The sequence below is a fragment of the Dysgonomonas sp. 511 genome (assembly GCF_010501105.1).
GTDB lineage: Bacteria > Bacteroidota > Bacteroidia > Bacteroidales > Dysgonomonadaceae > Dysgonomonas.
This window is the reverse complement of sequence record NZ_QVMQ01000013.1, coordinates 1-20,192: the sequence shown is the minus strand read 5'-3', so window position 1 is coordinate 20,192 and position 20,192 is coordinate 1. Positions and strand designations below refer to the sequence as shown.

At 36.5% G+C, this 20,192-nt stretch carries 16 protein-coding genes; 15 read left to right on the top strand and 1 reads right to left on the bottom strand.

Features of this window, described 5'->3' with window-relative positions; genetic code table 11:
• Positions 1-3 precede the first annotated feature (3 nt).
• The 15 genes from D0T57_RS07695 (at position 4) to D0T57_RS07625 (ending at position 19,243) form a co-directional block, all read left to right on the top strand.
• Complete coding sequence (locus D0T57_RS07695; RefSeq protein WP_163272522.1) at positions 4-1,827, top strand: glycosyltransferase; 1,824 nt, start codon at positions 4-6, stop codon at positions 1,825-1,827.
• A gap of 26 nt (positions 1,828-1,853) precedes the next feature.
• Entirely contained in the window at positions 1,854-2,918 is a 1,065-nt protein-coding gene (locus tag D0T57_RS07690) for a glycosyltransferase (protein ID WP_163272520.1), read from the top strand.
• Positions 2,919-3,210: 292 nt separating this feature from the next.
• The gene (locus D0T57_RS07685; RefSeq protein WP_163272518.1) at positions 3,211-4,332 is read left to right on the top strand and encodes a glycosyltransferase family 4 protein; all 1,122 of its coding nucleotides are present in this window, start codon (positions 3,211-3,213) and stop codon (positions 4,330-4,332) included.
• Entirely contained in the window at positions 4,304-5,503 is a 1,200-nt protein-coding gene (locus D0T57_RS07680; protein ID WP_163272516.1) for a glycosyltransferase, read from the top strand. Before D0T57_RS07685 ends, D0T57_RS07680 begins: the two co-directional genes overlap by 29 nt.
• Before the next feature lie 97 nt (positions 5,504-5,600).
• Positions 5,601-6,695 (top strand): EpsG family protein, encoded by a 1,095-nt coding sequence (locus D0T57_RS07675; protein ID WP_163272514.1) that lies wholly within the window; start codon positions 5,601-5,603, stop codon positions 6,693-6,695.
• A complete protein-coding gene (locus tag D0T57_RS07670) occupies positions 6,692-7,591 on the top strand; it encodes a glycosyltransferase family A protein (RefSeq protein WP_163272512.1) in 900 nt (299 codons plus the stop codon). Before D0T57_RS07675 ends, D0T57_RS07670 begins: the two co-directional genes overlap by 4 nt.
• Positions 7,588-8,133: a serine O-acetyltransferase gene (locus tag D0T57_RS07665; RefSeq protein ID WP_163272511.1), complete on the top strand. Its 546-nt coding sequence runs from the start codon at positions 7,588-7,590 to the stop codon at positions 8,131-8,133. Before D0T57_RS07670 ends, D0T57_RS07665 begins: the two co-directional genes overlap by 4 nt.
• Before the next feature lie 4 nt (positions 8,134-8,137).
• Positions 8,138-9,220, top strand: coding sequence for a glycosyltransferase (locus D0T57_RS07660; RefSeq protein ID WP_163272508.1), 1,083 nt, complete (start codon positions 8,138-8,140; stop codon positions 9,218-9,220).
• Positions 9,221-9,244: 24 nt separating this feature from the next.
• Entirely contained in the window at positions 9,245-10,423 is a 1,179-nt protein-coding gene (locus tag D0T57_RS07655) for a glycosyltransferase family 4 protein (protein WP_163272506.1), read from the top strand.
• Entirely contained in the window at positions 10,416-11,024 is a 609-nt protein-coding gene (locus D0T57_RS07650; RefSeq protein WP_163272504.1) for a sugar transferase, read from the top strand. Before D0T57_RS07655 ends, D0T57_RS07650 begins: the two co-directional genes overlap by 8 nt.
• A 5-nt stretch (positions 11,025-11,029) precedes the next feature.
• Positions 11,030-11,635, top strand: coding sequence for an acetyltransferase (locus tag D0T57_RS07645; RefSeq protein WP_163272501.1), 606 nt, complete (start codon positions 11,030-11,032; stop codon positions 11,633-11,635).
• Complete coding sequence (locus tag D0T57_RS07640; RefSeq protein ID WP_163272499.1) at positions 11,628-12,767, top strand: DegT/DnrJ/EryC1/StrS aminotransferase family protein; 1,140 nt, start codon at positions 11,628-11,630, stop codon at positions 12,765-12,767. Before D0T57_RS07645 ends, D0T57_RS07640 begins: the two co-directional genes overlap by 8 nt.
• 340 nt (positions 12,768-13,107) lie before the next feature.
• Positions 13,108-14,919 (top strand): UDP-N-acetylglucosamine 4,6-dehydratase family protein, encoded by a 1,812-nt coding sequence (locus D0T57_RS07635; RefSeq protein WP_255490537.1) that lies wholly within the window; start codon positions 13,108-13,110, stop codon positions 14,917-14,919.
• Between the two features lie 187 nt (positions 14,920-15,106).
• On the top strand, positions 15,107-18,571 hold the full coding sequence (locus tag D0T57_RS07630) for a DUF2723 domain-containing protein (protein WP_163272495.1): 3,465 nt from the start codon (positions 15,107-15,109) through the stop codon (positions 18,569-18,571).
• A gap of 60 nt (positions 18,572-18,631) precedes the next feature.
• On the top strand, positions 18,632-19,243 hold the full coding sequence (locus D0T57_RS07625; RefSeq protein WP_163272493.1) for a polysaccharide deacetylase family protein: 612 nt from the start codon (positions 18,632-18,634) through the stop codon (positions 19,241-19,243).
• On the opposite strand, the gene D0T57_RS07620 is transcribed toward D0T57_RS07625, so the two are convergent.
• Positions 19,235-20,077, bottom strand: a complete 843-nt coding sequence (locus D0T57_RS07620) for a patatin family protein (RefSeq protein ID WP_163272491.1) — start codon at positions 20,075-20,077, stop codon at positions 19,235-19,237. The two genes, D0T57_RS07625 and D0T57_RS07620, sit on opposite strands and share 9 nt — an antisense overlap.
• Between the last annotated feature and the right edge of the window lie 115 nt (positions 20,078-20,192).

Sequence of the window (20,192 nt, the reverse complement as noted above, 5' to 3'; positions counted from 1 at the left end):
ATTATGGAACCAAAGATATCAATTATCGTACCAATATATAATTCAGAATACTATCTTATTAATTGTATTAATAGTATAATTAATCAAACATTTACTGATTTTGAGGTTTTATTGATAGATGATGGCAGCACTGATAGTAGCGGTATTATCTGTGATAAGTTTGCTGAAAAAGATAAAAGGGTGAGAGTTTTCCATAAAAAAAATGAGGGTGTAAGTATTGCTAGAAACCTGGGGTTAGATGAAGCAAGAGGAGAATATATAGCATGGGTTGATAGTGATGATTGGGTCGATCCGCTAATGTATGAAAGAATGTATAAAGAGACTAATGAAAATAAAATCGATATGGTATGGTGCGATTATGCATTTGTATTTCCTGATAAATACGACTACCAATCTGCTGTAACTAATAACTCTAATAAAAATGCGCTTATTCAAGCGTATTTATTGAAAGATTATACAATGCTATTCAACACATTGGTTAAGAGAAGTATATACAACAAACACAGAATCCGATGTGTAGAAAACTTGAACTATGCAGAAGATTTTTATATGACTGTTAAACTATTTTATTTCGCCAACTCCTTTAGTTATATTAACAAGCCTTTTTATTTTTATAATAAATGTAATGATTTATCAATTACATCTCATAATGCTGTAACCTGGAAGAAGATAACAGATAAAATATCTAATATTCAGTCTATTATTGATTTTTTTTCAAAAGAAGGTGTTTTATCTGTATTTGAACCATACTTATATTGGAGAATATTAGCAAACAAACGTCAAATGCTCTCTTTAAAGGTAAAAATGAAAGAATTGAAACGCTATCCATTAATTTCGCCTCAATCTTCAAGATTCCTTGCCTCTGACCCTAATATTACAAGTAAAAAACAATATATATTGGAATATTGTATATCCAGAAATATATTTTTACCAATAATATTATATCGCGGTTACTTAAGAACGATATTAAAATATTTTAATTTAAAACATAAGATTCGGAATAACTTTTCTAAGCACCCCTCTTTTTATAGAAAAGTTTCGGAATCTGGAATTACATTGATAAAACGTGATAAACAATTAATTGTATCATTGACATCTTATCCTGCAAGGATTAATAATATTCATCATACAATCAATACCCTCCTCTGTCAATCCATAAAGCCAGATCAAGTGATCTTATGGCTTGCATCAGAGCAATTTCCTAATAAGGAAAAGGATCTGCCCGACAATTTGCTGAAATTATGCAATTTTGGACTTACCATTGAATGGTGTGAAGATATTAAATCATATAAAAAAATAGTGCCGACTTTGAGAAAATATCCTCAAGATATAATTGTAACAGCAGATGATGATTTATTTTATTTACCAAATTGGCTAGAATTACTGTATGAAGCATATTTGAAAAATCCATATGTTTTAAACTGTCATAGAGCCCATATGATAAGAAGAAAAGCTGATGGCTGTATTGATTCTTATAAAAATTGGAATTATTCATATAATGGGCACGAAGAATCGTATTTCAATTTTGGCACCAGCGGTTCTGGAATCATTTTCACAAAAGATCTATTCCATAATAATGTGTGCAATGATCAAATATTTATGCGGCTATCTCCTAAGGCTGATGATATTTGGATATGGAGTATGTGTATATTAAACGGGACAAAAATAAAAGTAATAGAAAATAATTTATCAAAGCTATATGAATTATCATCATCCCAAAACGAATCCTTATATCAAAGTAATAAATTGGAGAATGATATACAGCTGTTAGCAATAATAGGTTATTATCCTCAAATTAATAAGAATCTTAACTCAGATTTTATGTGAGATTAAAATTATATAAAACTTGTGATATGAAAGAACTTATTAATTTCGAGCCATTAGTTTCTATAATAGTCCCTATTTATAATGTAATAAAATTCATAGATAGAGGGATCAATAATATCCTTTCTCAAACATACGCAAACTTAGAGATATTATTGATTGACGATGGTTCTACAGATGGTAGTGGGGAATTATGTGATTATTGGAGCGTAAAAGAAGAGCGCATTAAAGTTTACCATAAAAAAAATGGTGGTGCAGGAAGTGCCAGAAACCTAGGAATGAGTAAAGCAAGTGGCAAGTATATCTATTTCTTTGATATTGATGATCTGGCAGATAAAGAATTATTGGACTATAATGTTCGAATAATGGAAGAAAAACAGGTGGATTTCATTTTATTTGGATTTTCCACAATCGAGGTCGGCAGAAATAATATTAGGGATGAGATTACTTTTGTTGAGCAAGAGATTCATAGTAATGAAGAATTGAAACAAATATATGTTGATACTATTTTATTAACAAAAAATGGAAATGGCTTTCCTTGGAATAAATTTTACCGACGGTCTTTTTTAGAAAAACATAATATAATTTATGAAGATCAACGTATTCAGCAAGATGAAGTCTTCAATTTGAAGTTGTATTTATATCTTGAAAAGGCATATATTTCACAAAAGATACTATATACCTATTTTATTTATAATATAGGGAATACCCGTTCTCACTTTATTGAAGATCGTTTTGATATATATGTTTCAGTTCGTTCTCATTTCGAGAACCTATGCAATTATTGGAAACTTGAAGATTCTCGTTATGATGAGTATTTAAATAAAAGATTCTATAATAGTGTGGAGATATGTATTAATTTCAATATGTTTCATAAAGATTGTATATGGAATACAAAAGAGAAAAAAAAAGAATTGAAACGAATAATGGAACATTGTTATACTAAAGATGCAATCTCATTTGTTGAAGAACATAAATATTTAAATCGAGAAAGGCGACTATATCTTTACGCTTATAAGATTCAAAAATTATTTCTTGTTAGGATTTATAATTATTTTTTTCATATAGCCAGATTGGTAAAAAAGTTTATATAAAGAATAAAAATAGAAACTGATATAGTATTGGTTTTTCTTAAAAAGTTTTTATCGAAATGTGAGAGTAATTTATATAGACATTTGTATATTTTGTAGTATTCTAAATGTATTTGAAATAAATAAGAGAATTATCTTTAAATAAATTCTAAATAATATTATATCTTAATGTTAATTCCCCTACAAAAATCAAATCAGCTAAAAGCTATAGCAATCTTAATGATGCTATATTCACGTTTATCCAATACTACTTGGAATATGCGTAGGAATTTCTTCAATGGTATAAACTTTACTGATGAAAAATGAAAAAGTTGATTTAATGAAATTACTATATATCACCAATGGAATTACTGGCTCTGGTGGACTTGAACGAGTCTTATCAGTTAAAGCCTCCTATTTAGCAGATAATTATAAATATGAGGTGCATATACTTTCCTTGAATGAAGAAGGCAAAGAACCATTTTATAAATTCAGTTCCCAAATAATATTTCATACTCTGTCTTATACTGGAATTTATTCATACATCAAGGGCATTATAAGATCTGTAAAAAAAATACAGCCGGACATAATATCTGTTTGTGATGATGGATTGAAAGGTTTCTTATTGCCCATAATTCTTAGAAAACCTTGTCCTATGATTTATGAGCGGCATGTTTCAAAAGAAATATCTCGACAAACAGGAAAATTAGGATCCATAAAAACCTCTATATTATATAAACTTATGCATATTGGGGGGAGACTTTATAATAGATTTATTGTCTTAACCGAAAGAAATAAGTTAGAATGGAAATTATCGAATATAGAAGTTATTGCCAACCCATTACCTTTTTATCCGGAAGTAATCTCTGAGTTGAAAAATAAAAAAGTAATAAATGTTGGAAAATTATCTTATCAAAAAGCTCAAGATATACTAATCGAAATATGGGAAAGAGTCTCTAAGGCACATGACGACTGGACATTAGACATATATGGGAAAAATGAAAAAAAATCGTCATACCATGACCTTATAATAGAAAAAAATCTTGAAAGTAATGTTTTTATACATGATCCTGTAAAAATGATTGATGAAAAATATCAGGAATCTTCAATATTCGTTCTCACATCTCGATTCGAAGGTTTTGGCATGGTATTAATTGAAGCTATGGCATATGGTATACCTTGTATTTCTTTCGATTGTCCATATGGACCTGCAGATATTATAACAAATGGAGAGGATGGTTTTCTTGTCTCTGTTGGTGATATTCAACAACTAGCAGATAGGATTATTTATCTAATAGAGAATGAAGATAAACGCATAGAGATGGGACAAAATGCTCGAACAAAAGCAGAAAAATACTTACCTGAAAGTATCGTACCCCTATGGGATGATTTATTTAAAGAATTAATAGATGAAAAAAATAATAATAATTTCTCATAATCTCCGAATCGGCGGAGTCGAACGTAGCCTTATCGGCCTATTGAACGGTTTTGATTATACAAAGTATGAGATTGACTTATTTTTATTTGTTCATGATGGTGAATTGATGAACTTGATTCCAAAAGGAGTATCCTTGATCCCTCAAAACAACAGGTATGCCAGTATGTTATTACCTTTCAAGAAAGTCTTAAAAAAGGGCTATTTTGACATATTATTTAATAAATTCAAGGCTCATTTTTTTGCAAAAAGGTACTGTACTCAAAATAAGTTAAAGCCAGAGAATCTCGTCTATCCAACTTACCTTCAAAAATATTTACTAGGCTCTTTGCCTACTATAAGCAATAAAGAATATGATTTAGCGATAAGTTTTTTAACGCCACATTACATTGCTGCCAATAAAGTTAAGAGCAAAAAGAAGATAGCTTGGATACATACAGATTATTCATTTTTCGATTTTGATAAGAAAACCGAATTTAGCATGTGGAATCAGTATAATTATATAGCATCTATCTCGGATAGTAGTACAAATTCATTTGTGGGTCAATTCCCCTCATTAGCGAACAAAATTGTTTTAATAGAAAATATTTTATCTCCCATTTTTATTAGAGATCAGTCTCTAAAAGAAAACATATGTAATGAGGTAATTTCTGTTAAAGATGGATATACTATTTGCTCTGTTGGGCGCTTCTGCGACGCTAAAAACTTTGATAATATTCCTTTTATCTGTAAATATTTAATACAAAAAGGGCATAATGTTCGGTGGTATCTAATAGGATATGGTGGTGATGAAAAATTAATACGCGCAAAGATAGAAGAAACACAAATGCAAAACAATGTAATAATATTAGGAAAAAAAACGAATCCGTACCCCTACATAAAAGCGTGTGACATCTATGTGCAGCCATCAAGATACGAGGGGAAAGCCGTAACTGTTCGCGAAGCACAAATATTGTGCAAGCCCGTTGTTATAACAAATTTTGCAACTTCTTCCAGCCAATTACAGGATGGTTTTGATGGAATTATTGTACCTTTGGACAATGAAAGCTGTGCAGAAGGTATTTCATACTTGTTACAAAATTCGGATTTACAGAAAAAACTAATAAACAATTGTAAGTTGACAGATTATTCCAACTCCGATGAAGTGCGTAAGATATACAGCTTGATAGATTAATGTATTAAACGATAATTTAATATCCGAATCCCATAGTTTTTATAAACTATTCGATAAAAATTAGATTTGTTGTAATTATGAAATAATAAGATAAAATATGTTTTCTCCAGCATCTTATTACCCTGCTTATATATTCTCTACATTATTAATTTCGTGTATATATACTATATACTTAAATAAGCATTCAAATACTTTTCTTGAAAAGAATAATAATAGCCCATTTATTTTATTATATGTTGTGTTGTTTATTATTCTGGTTGGATTAAGACCAGTTTCAGGCTATTATTTTGGAGATACCATAAACTATGCATCGTCTTATTATGCACTTCAAGCCAATACTGCGTTTTACGATCCTGATTCCTCAGATTGGCTTTTCAGCTGGTTAATGTCTACATGCGCTCTATTTATGGATGTCCACGGATTCTTTCTGCTTGTCGAAGCTGGATATGTATTACTTATATTATGGGCATGCAAACGACTGATATCTAATAATGCCACGCTAGCAATAATATTTTGTTTTGGAGCCTTTTCCTTTTTTTCTTATGGGACTAATGGCATTCGGAATGGTTTAGCTTGTAGTTTTGTCATTTTAGCTCTTTCTTTCATAAAAGGGAAAACAAGAGATCAAGTAATCGCAGGTATATTGTGCTTCGTAGCTTTTAGTATTCACAAGTCTACTGCATTACCAATTCTTTGTATGATTATCTCCTGTTTCTACCAGAAGACTAAAGTTATCTATTCCTTTTGGTTCTTTTCTATTATTATCAGTGCTGTGGCAGGAAGCTTTGTTGAAAACATTTTTTCAGGGCTCGGATTTGACGATCGGTTAGATAATTATTTAACCAATAGAGAATACGATGACCAATTTAGTAGTGTCGGATTTCGCTGGGATTTTCTTTTGTATAGTGCCATGCCAATTCTATTAGGCTGGTATGTTGTGTTTAAGGAAAAAATATATGATTCCCAGTACTTGTTACTATTGCACACATACATATTGGCAAATGCCTTCTGGGTTATGTTGATTCGTGCCAGTTTCTCCAATCGTTTTGCCTATCTTTCATGGTTTATGTATCCGATCGTCTTAGCATATCCATTATTGATGCTACCTATTTGGAAAAATCAAGGCAAGAAGGTTGGGCTTATATTGATGGCTCATGTTTTATTTACTTTTTTAATGTGGATTAAAGGATGATAGAAAATAAAATGCTTACAGTATTTACTCCAGCCTATAATCGTGCCCATACAATATGGCGTACATATGAGAGTTTATGCAGGCAAACAAGTAAAGACTTTATTTGGCTTATTATAGATGATGGCTCTAGTGATAATACGAAAGAGCTAGTTGACCAATGGATTGAAGAAAACAAAATACCTATTCGCTATATCTATCAGGAAAATCAAGGTATGCACGGAGCACATAATACAGCATATCAAAATATTACAACTAAATATAATATCTGTATAGATTCTGATGATTATATGCCCCGAAATGCAATAGAAGAGATATTAAACGAAATAAAACCTATAGATGATAATCCGACTTGTGCCGGAATTATTGGATTAGATGCTATTGAAGATGGCTCTATTATTGGAACAAAAATTCCAGAATTTCTAAATCAAGTAAAACTAAATGAATTATATCAATTATACAAAGTAAAAGGTGATAAAAAACTTGTTTATAAAACAGATATAGTCAACTCTTATCCCGAATATCCTGTTTTTAAAGGCGAGAAATTTGTTCCTTTAGATTATAAATACTTGCTTATTGATCAAGATTATTATTTAAAACCAGTCAATAAGGTATTTTGTATAGTCGAATATCTAGCTGACGGTTCTACGAAAAATATATTTAGACAATATAAAAATAATCCGAAAGGATTTGCTTTCTCAAGATTGTCAAGAATTAAATACGGATTGACATTTATTGAAAGATTTAAGAATGCTACACACTTGGTATCCTCTGTTATTTTTATTAAAGATATATCATATTTGGCAAAAGTATCCAATATGAAACTTATAATTGCATCGTTCCCATTTGGAATTTTATTGAATCTATATATCCGTCTTAAATTAAAAAAAAGAAAATGATGAAGAAAAAATCTTTCATATATGATGACTTATATCGATATATTGGGAACCGAAGCTTGAAGTCTTTATTTAGATATACACTCTTTACTCCAGGGTTTAGATATATTTACTTTCTTCGTAATTGTCAAAAGAAAAATTGGTTATTTCCTTTGTATTTTTTCTTATTACGTAGATATTCTATAAAGTATGGGATACAAATCCCATATCAGACATCTATTGATAGAGGGTTTCGAATCGTACATTTTGGGTTGATTGTTATTCATCCAGGGGCTATAATAGGAAAAAACTTTAATATTGCTCAAGGTTGTACTGTTGGTTCTTCTGAAGGAAAAAAGAGAGGAACTCCAATTATAGGAGATAATGTGTGTATGCAGCCCAATTCAGTAGTTGTTGGTAATATTAAAATCGGAAATAATGTCTTAATCGCTCCCAATTCATTTGTAAACTTCGATGTTCCTGATGATTCGATTGTAATAAATTCTCAAAATAAAATAATAAGAAGAGACAATCCAACAGGGAAATATATTGTATATAAACTTTAAGTATATGCGTATCTTACAGGTCATAACATCTCTTAATTTTGGAGGAGCCGAGAAGCTAATTGTAGATATGGTTCCACTATATATCGAAAAAGGGTATCAGGTGGATGTCCTATTGTTTGATGGAACCGAAACCTCTTTCAAGAAACAGTTGCAAGACAAAGGAGTAAACATACATCATTTGGAAATAGGACAATCCGTTTATAATCCTCTTTTTATTTTTAAGATAATATCTTTTCTTAAACATTATGATATAATACATACTCATAATACCGCTTGCCAATATTTTGTTGCTCTAGCTAAATATATTTCTTTTAGTAAAGTAAAACTTGTAACAACAGAACATAGTCCAAATAATCGAAGACGGTCAACACCTTGTTTTTACTTATTGGATAAATTCATATACGAAAGATACGATACTATTATTTCTATTTCCCCTAAAACATTGGATTTCTTGAGTGAATATATTGGTTATAGTGAAAAATTTCACATGATATCAAATGGTATAAATATATCAACTTTTTATGATGCGGAAACATTGGATAAAAAAGAACTCGTTTCGGATCCAAAAGCTATAATAATAACTATGGTCGCTGGATTTCGTCATGAAAAAGATCAAGATACTGTAATTCGTGCCTTTTCTTATCTGCCATTGCAATATAAATTATGTTTAGTCGGAGAGGGCCCACGACGTAAAGTGTGTGAAACCTTAGCCAGAGAACTAGAATTAACAGATCGTGTTATATTTACAGGTATACGAAGCGATATACCACAGATATTGAAGGCATCAGATATAATCGTAATGTCCTCCCATTATGAAGGACTTTCTTTATCAAGTATAGAGGGAATGTCGGTTGGGAAGCCTTTTATCGCAAGTGATGTAGATGGATTGCATGAAATAACAGAAGGTGCAGGGATATTATTCCCCAAAGGAGATGAGAAAGCTTTGGCTCGTATTATTCAAGAACTAATGAATAATAAGTCCTACTATCAGCAAATAGCTGAAAAATGTATGCAACGAGCTTCTGAATACGATATCCAAAAGACCGTTAATGCATACGAAGATGTCTATAAAAGAATAATGTCGTAAATAAATGTAATATGAACATAACAAATGGAGTTATCTCATAAAAAAAAGCTTTTCCGCATATCCACTGTCCCTATATCCTTGAATATACTACTTAAAGGACAGCTGCGTTATCTAAATCAATATTATGATATAACAGGAATCAGTTCCCCTGGCGAAGATTTAGATGCGGTTGCAGAAAGAGAAGGCATTCGCACCAGGTCTATTTGTATTGAACGAAAAATCAGCCCTTTGAAAGATTTAAGGGCGTTGTATCTATTGTACAAATATTTTAAGAAAGAGCAACCCTATATAGTTCATTCTATTACTCCAAAAGCTGGATTATTATCTATGTTAGCCGCTAAATTTGCAGGCATTCCTATACGTATGCACACGTTTACAGGTTTAATATTCCCTTCCAAAAATGGAATATTACAATCTATTCTTATACTGATGGATAGGCTATTATGCCGATGCGCAACAAACATTTATCCCGAAGGACTGGGTGTAAAAAAAGATCTTATTCAATATAAAATAACATCGAAACCCCTCAAGGTGATAGCCAATGGTAATATAAATGGAATAGATACTTCCTTTTTCAACCCATTATTATTTAGTAGCAGCCAACAACAAAGTTTAAAAAAAGAATTAAATATAAACGAAAACGATTTCGTATTCATTTTTGTCGGCCGTCTTGTATCCGACAAGGGTATAAATGAACTGATAAAAGCTTTTGACAATATAAACCAGAAATATACAGAAGTAAAACTTCTGCTGGTTGGCCCATTAGAGTCTAATTTAGATCCGTTAAAAGAAGAAACACTTGATGTAATAAATAAAAATAAACATATTATATCCATTGGTTGGCAATCAGATGTACGTCCCTATTTCGCAATATCCGATGCTTTAGTTTTCCCCAGTTATAGAGAAGGATTCCCCAATGTTGTAATGCAAGCCGGAGCAATGGGCTTACCGGCAATTGTTACAAACATAAATGGCTGTAACGAAATCATTGAGGAAGGAAACAATGGCACAATTATTCCTTCCAAAAATGCTATGGTATTAGAAGATAAAATGATTAAATTTGTAGTCGACAAGAATTATCTCCAACAATTGAGATTGAATGCTCGAGAAATGATAATATCGCGTTACGAACAAAAAAAAGTCTGGGAAGCCTTACTTGAAGAGTATAAAGCTTTAGAAAAACGATACAAAAAGGATGTATAAGAAATATATTAAAAGAGGGGTCGATTTTTCGTTTTCATTTGTAGGATTCATTCTTCTCTCACCTATATTCCTGCTTATAACTTTATTTTTAGCAATTGCCAACAATGGCAAACCATTCTTTTTCCAAAGACGTCCCGGAAAAAATGGTCAGATTTTCAAGGTTATCAAGTTTAAAACAATGAATGACAAAAAGGATAAAGATGGGAATTTATTATCCGATGCAGAACGTTTAACCTCGGTCGGCACTTTTGTAAGAAAAACCTCATTGGATGAAATACCCCAATTGCTGAATGTCATAAAAGGCGACATGAGCCTGATAGGACCGAGACCGTTGCTCGAAGAGTACCTGCCTTTGTACAACGAAACACAAAAGCGCAGGCATGAAGTCCGTCCGGGTATCACCGGGTGGGCGCAAGTAAATGGACGGAATGCTATTTCCTGGGATGAGAAGTTTGCATTCGATGTATGGTATGTGGATAACGTCTCTTTTCTGTTGGATTTGAGGATATTATTTTTGACCTTTGTAAAAGTTTTTCGAAAAGAAGGAATAAGTTCTGATACAAGTGTCACAATGGAAAAATTTAAAGGAAACACCAATTAACAGAGATGGGAAAAGTATATTTATACGGAGCCGGAGGGCATGCCAAAGTAATTGCTGACATCTTGGAAGAACACAATCTGATTGTTCCTGAGATATATGATGATAATGAAGCTCTTGTTGAACTAATAGGCATACCAGTTGTTCATCATAAAGAAATTGCTTCTCCTTTAATCGTTAGTATAGGAAATAATGAAATCCGAAAAAAGATTGTGGATAATCTTAAAGATGTAATATACACTCGAGCTATAGCACATACTGCAGTCGTTTCAGAAACTGTACATATCGGGCAAGGAAGTGTTATTATGCAAGGTGCTATTGTTCAATCTTCGGTGAATGTTGGGAAACATACTATTATTAATACAGGAGCAACAGTAGACCATGATTGTATAATACACGATTTTGTACATATCGCCCCAGGATGTAACCTCTGTGGTAATGTGGAAGTTGGAGAAGGCTCATTTATCGGAGCAGGTTCGATAATCATACCCGGTGTAAAAATTGGAAAATGGGCTGTAATAGGTGCAGGTTCAGTTGTTCGTAAAAATATTCCAGACAACATAATGGCTGTAGGTAATCCCTGTAAAATATATAAAACTGTAAATAATGAATAATAACCGTATCTGGCTCTCCCTTGCCCACATGGGAGGTCGCGAACAAGAATTTATACAAGAAGCGTTCGACACCAATTGGGTAGTACCAATGGGGCCAAATGTAGATGCATTTGAAAAAGACTTGGCAACATTCTTAGGCGAAGGAAGCCATGTTGCAGCATTGAGTGCAGGTACAGCAGCATTGCACCTCGGCTTGGTTATATTAGATGTAAAAGCAGGAGACGAAGTGCTTTGCCAAAGTTTTACATTCTCAGCCTCAGCCAATCCGATAGCTTATCAAGGCGCAACCCCCATCTTTGTAGATAGTGAGAAAGATACATGGAATATGTCTCCCGAACATTTAGAACGGGCAATAAAAGACCGCTTATCGACAGGAAAAAAGCCTAAAGCCATTATTCCTGTCCACTTGTACGGCATGCCTGCCAAGATGGACGAGATTATAGCAATATCCAACAAATATGAGATACCTATACTGGAAGATGCTGCCGAAGCATTAGGCTCAAAATATAAAAATACGCATTGTGGTCTATTAGGCGATATTTCTGCTTTGTCGTTCAATGGCAACAAAATTATAACAACATCGGGAGGTGGAGCTTTAGTGGCAAAGGATGAAGATTTTGTTAAGAAAGCAAGATTTTTAGCCACACAGGCGCGCGATGCAGCCCCTCATTATCAGCATACTCACATCGGATACAACTATCGTATGAGCAATGTTGTGGCCGGCATTGGCAGAGGGCAAATGCTAGTCCTGCCCGAACGCATCGAACAAAGAAGGGCCAATAACTGTTATTACAGAGAAGCTTTTAGCAACATAGATGCCATTAGTTTTCAATCTGAGCCTACACCCGATTTCTATTCGAACTATTGGTTGACATCAATCTTGATAGATACGGAGAAATCGAATGGTGTAACACGTGAAGATTTAAGGTTGGCTTTAGATGCAGCAAACATCGAGTCGCGCCCTTTATGGAAACCGATGCATTTGCAACCAATATTTAAGGATTGCCCTTATTATGGAGAAGGCGTTTCGGACGATTTGTTCGACAGAGGCCTATGTCTGCCTTCGGGTTCTATATTAGAGAGGCATGAATTAGAGAGAGTTGTCGGTGTCGTAAAGGCATTATTTAAGTAATAGAGAGGACGATAAGGAAATTGTAATCATTCGCAAAAAATGGAAAAAGCTTTTGGACAACATCAGTTTTATTCATATCTTTGAACTTGATGCTTTGCCAAAAGACGAACCTAAGACAATTTATTTTTGATTTTTTTCGAAGATTTCAGGATATATTTTTATCCAGTCTTGTTTATTTATAATCATTATGGATGTAATAAAGAGGTTTTTTGATAGGATATTTAAGTCTTTCTTGGAAAAAAAATATTTAAGCAGGTGGCTCGTTCTTATAATAGATCTTGCTATCGTATCTTTTGCGTCTTTCTTGTCTTACTTTGTAGTATTGCAGATATATAACAATATGGGGACTATCCAACATCCCGATTTTGTCACATATTTCATTATTGCCTTTTCCTATAGCTTAGTCTTTTTCCTGTTGCTGAGAACCTTTCAAGGCATCGTTCGTTACTCCACTATTCACGAGATAAAGCGCTTATTCCTGGCTTCTATAGCTACAAATGCGTTTATTTTCACAACACTGCACTTTGCCCTAGGAATGGCAGGAAGCGTTACATTAGCTTACTGCTGCGCATTCTTTTTTCTGAGTTTTACAGGACTGTTTCTTTTCCGCATAGTCGTTATCTCCATATTTCAGCGCCTCGTATCCGCATTTGCCACACATCAGCCGACGCCGGTTTATGTATGGAGTGCTGATGAGCAAGACGTATCTTTGGAACAAATGACAAATGCCCCAGGCAGCAGATTTACAATCAAAGGCTTTATATTGAAAGAATACAGCCCTAATTTCAGGCAATTGACCAATCTCCCTATATTGATAATAAATGATATAGAGGATATTGCTAAATACAATATAAAAAACATCCTGTTCACGGATAGAGATATCCTAAAACGCGATGCGAACTATATTGAGAAACTCTTAGCCAAGAACATAAGGATTTATATAGTCCCATTAAGGAACCTGTCGCGGATAAAATCGGTTGATGATGCAACCCATCAGGAGATCAGGCCATTGCAGATAGAAGACTTGCTTAGTCGCCCCGAAATAAAAATCAGTATGGATTCCATAGGCGAATGCGTCAATGGCAAGACAGTAATGGTGACTGGTGCAGCCGGTTCTATCGGCAGTGAGATTGTAAGGCAGCTAGCCAATTTCTCACCCAAATGTGTTATCTGTCTCGATCAGGCCGAAACGCCACTGAACGACCTGAATATAGAGTTGGAGAAAAAATATCCGCATTTGAACTTTATAGCCGTTATAGCCGACATAAGGAATAAGAACAAACTTAGCAAAGTCTTCCACAATGTGTCTCCTGATATCGTCTATCACGCAGCAGCATACAAGCACGTACCGATGATGGAGAAATGTCCTTGCGAAGCCATCATAACGAATGTAAAAGGCACAAAAAACGTCGCCGATTTGTCTATAGAGCATTCAGTGGAGATGTTTGTCATGGTTTCTACCGACAAGGCTGTAAATCCGACAAACATAATGGGAGCATCGAAACGCATAGCCGAAATTTATACCCAAAGTGCTGCTATCGACAAGAATAAGAATAAATCGAATACAAAATTTGTAACTACCCGTTTCGGCAATGTGCTGGGCAGCAATGGCTCTGTTATACCATTGTTCCGCAAGCAAATTGAATCAGGAGGGCCTCTCACCGTTACACACGCCGATATTACCCGCTATTTTATGACTATACCAGAGGCTTGCCGGTTGGTACTGGAAGCATCTCATATAGGAAATTCCGGGCATATATATGTTTTTGATATGGGCGAACCAGTCAAGATTCTGGATATGGCCAAGAAAATGATCAAGCTGGCTGGTTTAGAACCGGAAAAAGACATCGAAATTAAGTTCTCCGGATTACGCCCGGGAGAGAAATTATACGAAGAACTCCTGAACGATTCGGAAACAACTATCCCTACATCCCACGAAAAGGTGATGATAGCCAAAGTGCGTGAATATAAATTCTCGGAAATAGAACCTATTATCGACGAAATGATAGGATATGCCAGAGAAGAAGATATCATACGGTTGGTGAGCCTTATGAAGACCTTGGTGCCGGAATATGTAAGCCAAAACTCCCAGTACGAAATCCTCGATAAAGACAGGCATCTCTTAACTGTAGTTTCACCCAATCTCAATTAAGCAGCATCTAGCTTATTACCCTCCCCTAACTCCTTATCCGGTTTGGTCTTTTTAAGAAGTTTTTTAATTTAAATGCCAAAAACGAACCCTAAAGAAACGATACTTTCGGGCATTTAACTATCTTTGCATCCAAATGTGTAAAAAACAAGCATTTAAATAGACGAAACTATTCATACTCGTTCTTATTATGAGAAAATATAACCTGATAAACAATGTTTTCGGCTGGATCAGTTTTGCTGTTGCCGCAGTTGTTTACCTTATGACTGTTGAACCTACAGCCAGTTTCTGGGATTGTGGGGAGTTCATTACATCAGCTTACAAACTAGAAGTAGGACACCCTCCGGGAGCACCTTTCTTCATGCTGACCGGTAAGTTCTTTTCGCTGTTTGCATCCGACCCTACCCAAGTTGCCATTATGGTAAACAGGATGTCAGCATTGTTGAGTGCATTGACTATCTTGTTCCTGTTCTGGACAATTACACATCTCGCCCGTAAGCTTATCTATACAGATACGACCAAAGAAATGACTCTCGGACAGCTTATCGTTATAATAGGCAGCGGACTTGTGGGAGCATTAGCATATACATTTACCGATACATTCTGGTACTCGGCAGTAGAAGGCGAGGTATATGCCTATTCATCCATGTTCACGGCTCTTGTGTTCTGGCTGATACTGAAATGGGAGAACCGGGCAGATCAACCGGGCGCAGACAAATGGCTTGTGCTCATTGCATATGCAATGGGACTCTCTATAGGTGTCCATCTTTTGAACCTGCTATGTATCCCGGCTATAGGGTTGGTATATTATTTCAAGAAAGCAAAAAATGTAAGTCTGCGCGATACGTTGCTCGTTCTCGCTGGCTCGTTCATGCTTATCGTTATATTAATGTATGGTATAATTCCAGGGTTTACGAAAGTAGGAGGATGGTTCGAACTGTTCTTTGTCAACACTTTAGGTTTCTCATACAATTCGGGAGCATTGACATACATTATACTCCTTGGCATTTCTATCCTTTGGGGATTATACGAAACCATCTCCCCAAAAGGCGATATAAAAAGAGCCAAGATTGCCTTCATTGTTTGTATGGCACTTAGTGGCGTTACATTCATAGGCTCGGATATTCTCTTGTGGATAATCTTGTTGGGTGGGCTTATTGCCTTTGTCTTCTTTACGAAGAACATTGTTACAGCACGGCTCTTAAACACCAGTATCCTTTGCCTGTTGGTGATATTGATAGGCTACTCATCATTCGCGTTGATACCTATTCGTTCGATAGCCAATACGCCAATGGATCAGAACTCGCCTGAGAATGTATTTACACTGGCTAGCTACCTTAACCGTGAACAATATGGAGACCGCCCGCTGTTCTATGGTAAAACATATGCTTCCACAGAAAAAAGAGATGCCGCAACTGGCCGCCTTGCTGCACCCGAAAGCGAAAAGAAAACCTACGACAAGGTAGCAAAAACATCTCCCGATCAGAAAGACGAATATGTTGTTACAGGCACGATCCCGACATACGGGCTTACCAACACAATGCTTGCGCCACGTATGTACTCTTCCGAGAGCAGGCACGTGTTGGGATATCAGATATGGGGAGGAATAAAAGACACTTCCGTACCTCCTACAATGTTCGAAAACCTGAGATTCTTCTTCGATTATCAGTTGAATTTCATGTACTTCCGCTATTTCATGTGGAACTTCTCGGGCCGCCAAAATGATATACAATCGGTGGGCAACCTTGCCGATGGAAACTGGATAACAGGCATCGGATTCATCGACGAACTATTGGGCAGAGGCCCTCAGGACAACCTGCCGCCAAGTATAGCCGAAAATAAAGGACACAATAAGTATTACATGCTGCCATTGATACTAGGTATCTTGGGTATTGCTTTCCAGTTGTCGAAACGTAAAGAAGGGGAACAACAGTTCCTTGTCACCTTCATGCTGTTCTTTATGACTGGTATAGCCATCATCATATATCTGAATCAACAACCGTTCGAGCCGCGCGAGCGCGATTACGCCTATGCAGGTTCGTTCTATGCCTTCTGCATATGGATCGGCTTCGGCGTAGCCTTCATCTGGAAGCTGCTGAAGAAATGGTTGCCGGAAACACCGGCTGCGGCTATAGCCACCGTCGTTTCCTTATTTGTACCTATACAAATGGCATCGGAAAACTGGGACGACCACGATCGTTCCGGACGTTACGTAATGCGCGACTTCGGCCAAAACTACCTTGTTGGCTGCGAGCCAAACGCTATCCTCTTCTCGATGGGAGATAATGATACATTCCCATTGTGGTATGCACAGGAGGTAGAAGGTTTCCGCACCGATGTACGTGTATGTAACCTCAGCTACCTACAAACAGACTGGTATGTAGACCAAATGCGCCGCGACGCTTACGATTCTCCTGCCCTGCCGATAGAGTGGACGGAAGACCGCTATCAGGGTTCGAAAGGACAATCGGCCTATGTATTATCGAAGAAAGATATCGAGTCTGTCCTGATAAGGGAGTTCAAGTCTTCGAACGAGAATAAACTCAGCCGCATCAATTTTGGAGACTACTATGATACTCAAGTCTATAAAGATACAATGCTATTGTCAGACGTATTAGACATTGTCAGGACGAAAGACAATTATGCCCCATACAACCCATTCGGGATAGACAAGGGCGTTATTGTACCTGCCAGCATCTTCAAGATGCCGATCGATGAATCTTCTGTAAACTGGAATGCTTTAGGCAGCACACCTGCTAAAGACTTCATTATTAACGTAGGAGATAACAAAGGAGGAATCTACAGGCAGGAAATAATGATACTGGAGATGCTCAACAATATAAATAAAGATGGCTGGAAACGCCCGATGTACTATGCCGTTACCATTGGCGAACCACCATTGAAGCTGAACCAGCATTCGGTGCTCGAAGGTATAACATACCGCATTGTACCGGGCGAAGCAGACAGCACAGGTGTACATACCGATGTGATGTTCGACAACATGGTCAACAAGTACAAATGGGGTGGAATAGAGAACCCTAATATTTACCTGGACGAGAACTGCCTGCGCATGTGCCGTTCGTTCCGCCTGATGTTCTCCGAACTGGTTTCCGCTTTGCTTATGCAGGGTAAGGACGACAAGGCGTTGATCGCTCTCGATAAATGCATGGAAGCTATTCCGGGCAATACAGTGCCTCGTGGGATAGAGTCTGTTGCCTTTGCCGATGCCTACTATCATCTGGGCAAGCCGGAAAAGGCTCAACAGATAATAGATGAAATACTGTACCGCGCAGACGGAAGCCTGAAATGGTATGCAAGCATGGAAGTACGTGATATGCAAAGTTGTAGTACTGATATTCGCGAGATAATGAATATCAAACTACAGATACTCGATGTCTACCAACGCTTCGATAGAGATAAGTATAACGTTTTCGCGTCTCAGATAATGGGCGAAACGGAGATGTTCCTGAACAACAGGATTAACTTTAACGACAGAAACCATCCACTGGATTACCTTATGCGCATAACAATGCGTGGCTATATGTTCGACGAAGACACAGTTGTCAGGAACTCGGAGAAAGCATTGATAGACCGTATTGGCGGAATGATGCAAAAGTTCACTCCCGAGCTATTGAAGAAGTATTATTCAAACTAAAACTATATTGATGTATAAGGATTCCCTGCAATAGCGGAATCCTTATCCTTTTCAGGCTATATGCTGATTGAACAACCCCCTATAATATACCGCATGCTCTTTCCCGGAGCTATATGGCGAAAGCCCATAATAGGGCAAAAGACTGTGTACCTTACATTCGACGATGGTCCTATTCCCGAGATTACGCCCTGGGTGCTCGACCTCCTGGATAAGTACGGCATCAAAGCTACCTTCTTTTGTGTAGGCGACAATGTACATAAGCACCCCGATATCTACAAGATGGTACTCGAACGAGGCCATAGAGTCGGAAACCATACTTTCAATCATCTGCAAGGAATCAGGACATTCTCGAAACGTTATCTGGAGAACTCGCGTCTGGCGTCGGAGCATATCGAATCCGACCTGTTTCGCCCGCCACATGGACATATGCGTATCCCTCAGTTCTTTACATTACGAAAACATTATCAGATTGTAATGTGGGACGTTGTAACCCGCGACTACAGCAAACTGCTGACACCTCAACAGGTATTAGAGAATGTAAAGAAATACACGCGCGACGGTTCGGTTATTGTATTCCACGACTCGGTAAAAGCCGAGCATAATATGAAATGTGCCTTACCTCTTAGCATAGAATGGCTTAAAGACCAGGGATATACTTTCGAACTACTTTAAGTATTCTTCAACCTGCCTGCCGCACTCATACCCCTCATTATACAGGTTTGTGAGTTTGTCTATATCTTTCTCTATCCTGTCTACCATTATCGGATTCAAAGGACGGATAACGAATACCTCCCCTCTATCTTCAAGCTGTTCTACCAGTTCCAATTGAGCATTGTAAAGGTTGTTCCTGTTGCTCAGGGCTTCGCGCATAGCCGGATATTTACGGTAGATGAATGACGGTATTTTTATATCCCTGCTCACCTTGCGGTATCCCCTGTTGCGCGTCAGCACGACTACATTCTTCTTGTATCCCTGCTCCATTGCCCTCCTCACCGGTATGGAGTCGCAAATGCCTCCATCCAGCATGGGAATGTCGTCTACATAAGTTATAGGGCAAAGAAAAGGTAAGCTGCTCGAAGCCTTCACGATGTCGATAACCCGTTTGCTGTCACTCTTTTCCTCAAAGTATTCCGCTTTGCCTGTCAGGCAGTTGGACGTCACCATCTCGAAGCGGCGAGGCGATGCAAAATAAGCGTTGTAGTTGTATGGTATTATGTTCTCGGGGAACTCATGGAACAGCAAGTCGAAGTCCATGATATTGCGTTTCTTTATCAGGTGCTTTATCCCTATATATTTATATTTGTCCAGCAGGTCTATATTGCTAAACTTAGCTCTGCCCCGTTGTTTCGACATATACGACAATCCGTTGCATGCCCCGGCCGAGACTCCTATGGCATATGGAAATTCTATATCGTTGTCCATAAAATAGTCTAACACGCCGCAGGTAAACACGCCACGCATTCCTCCGCCTTCGAGCACAAGCCCTATGTCTTTAGTATCAATCATTTGCCAAAGTTATACATAGGGTTCACTGAATAATTCCCTCATAGTTTTCTCCACAAAGAATGAATTTTCTTGGTGGAGAAATTATTCTTGTATCTCGTTTCAAATTTAGGCATAA

What these genes read in the sequence shown, in the direction of transcription:
- D0T57_RS07695 (WP_163272522.1), top strand. Translation starts at nt 4, where the DNA reads ATGGAACCAAAGATATCAATTATCGTACCAATATATAATTCAGAATAC.
- D0T57_RS07690 (WP_163272520.1), top strand. Translation starts at nt 1,854, where the DNA reads ATGAAAGAACTTATTAATTTCGAGCCATTAGTTTCTATAATAGTCCCT.
- D0T57_RS07685 (WP_163272518.1), top strand. Translation starts at nt 3,211, where the DNA reads ATGAAAAATGAAAAAGTTGATTTAATGAAATTACTATATATCACCAAT.
- D0T57_RS07680 (WP_163272516.1), top strand. Translation starts at nt 4,304, where the DNA reads ATGAAAAAAATAATAATAATTTCTCATAATCTCCGAATCGGCGGAGTC.
- D0T57_RS07675 (WP_163272514.1), top strand. Translation starts at nt 5,601, where the DNA reads ATGTTTTCTCCAGCATCTTATTACCCTGCTTATATATTCTCTACATTA.
- D0T57_RS07670 (WP_163272512.1), top strand. Translation starts at nt 6,692, where the DNA reads ATGATAGAAAATAAAATGCTTACAGTATTTACTCCAGCCTATAATCGT.
- D0T57_RS07665 (WP_163272511.1), top strand. Translation starts at nt 7,588, where the DNA reads ATGATGAAGAAAAAATCTTTCATATATGATGACTTATATCGATATATT.
- D0T57_RS07660 (WP_163272508.1), top strand. Translation starts at nt 8,138, where the DNA reads ATGCGTATCTTACAGGTCATAACATCTCTTAATTTTGGAGGAGCCGAG.
- D0T57_RS07655 (WP_163272506.1), top strand. Translation starts at nt 9,245, where the DNA reads ATGGAGTTATCTCATAAAAAAAAGCTTTTCCGCATATCCACTGTCCCT.
- D0T57_RS07650 (WP_163272504.1), top strand. Translation starts at nt 10,416, where the DNA reads ATGTATAAGAAATATATTAAAAGAGGGGTCGATTTTTCGTTTTCATTT.
- D0T57_RS07645 (WP_163272501.1), top strand. Translation starts at nt 11,030, where the DNA reads ATGGGAAAAGTATATTTATACGGAGCCGGAGGGCATGCCAAAGTAATT.
- D0T57_RS07640 (WP_163272499.1), top strand. Translation starts at nt 11,628, where the DNA reads ATGAATAATAACCGTATCTGGCTCTCCCTTGCCCACATGGGAGGTCGC.
- D0T57_RS07635 (WP_255490537.1), top strand. Translation starts at nt 13,108, where the DNA reads ATGGGGACTATCCAACATCCCGATTTTGTCACATATTTCATTATTGCC.
- D0T57_RS07630 (WP_163272495.1), top strand. Translation starts at nt 15,107, where the DNA reads ATGAGAAAATATAACCTGATAAACAATGTTTTCGGCTGGATCAGTTTT.
- D0T57_RS07625 (WP_163272493.1), top strand. Translation starts at nt 18,632, where the DNA reads ATGCTGATTGAACAACCCCCTATAATATACCGCATGCTCTTTCCCGGA.
- D0T57_RS07620 (WP_163272491.1), bottom strand. Translation starts at nt 20,077, where the DNA reads ATGATTGATACTAAAGACATAGGGCTTGTGCTCGAAGGCGGAGGAATG.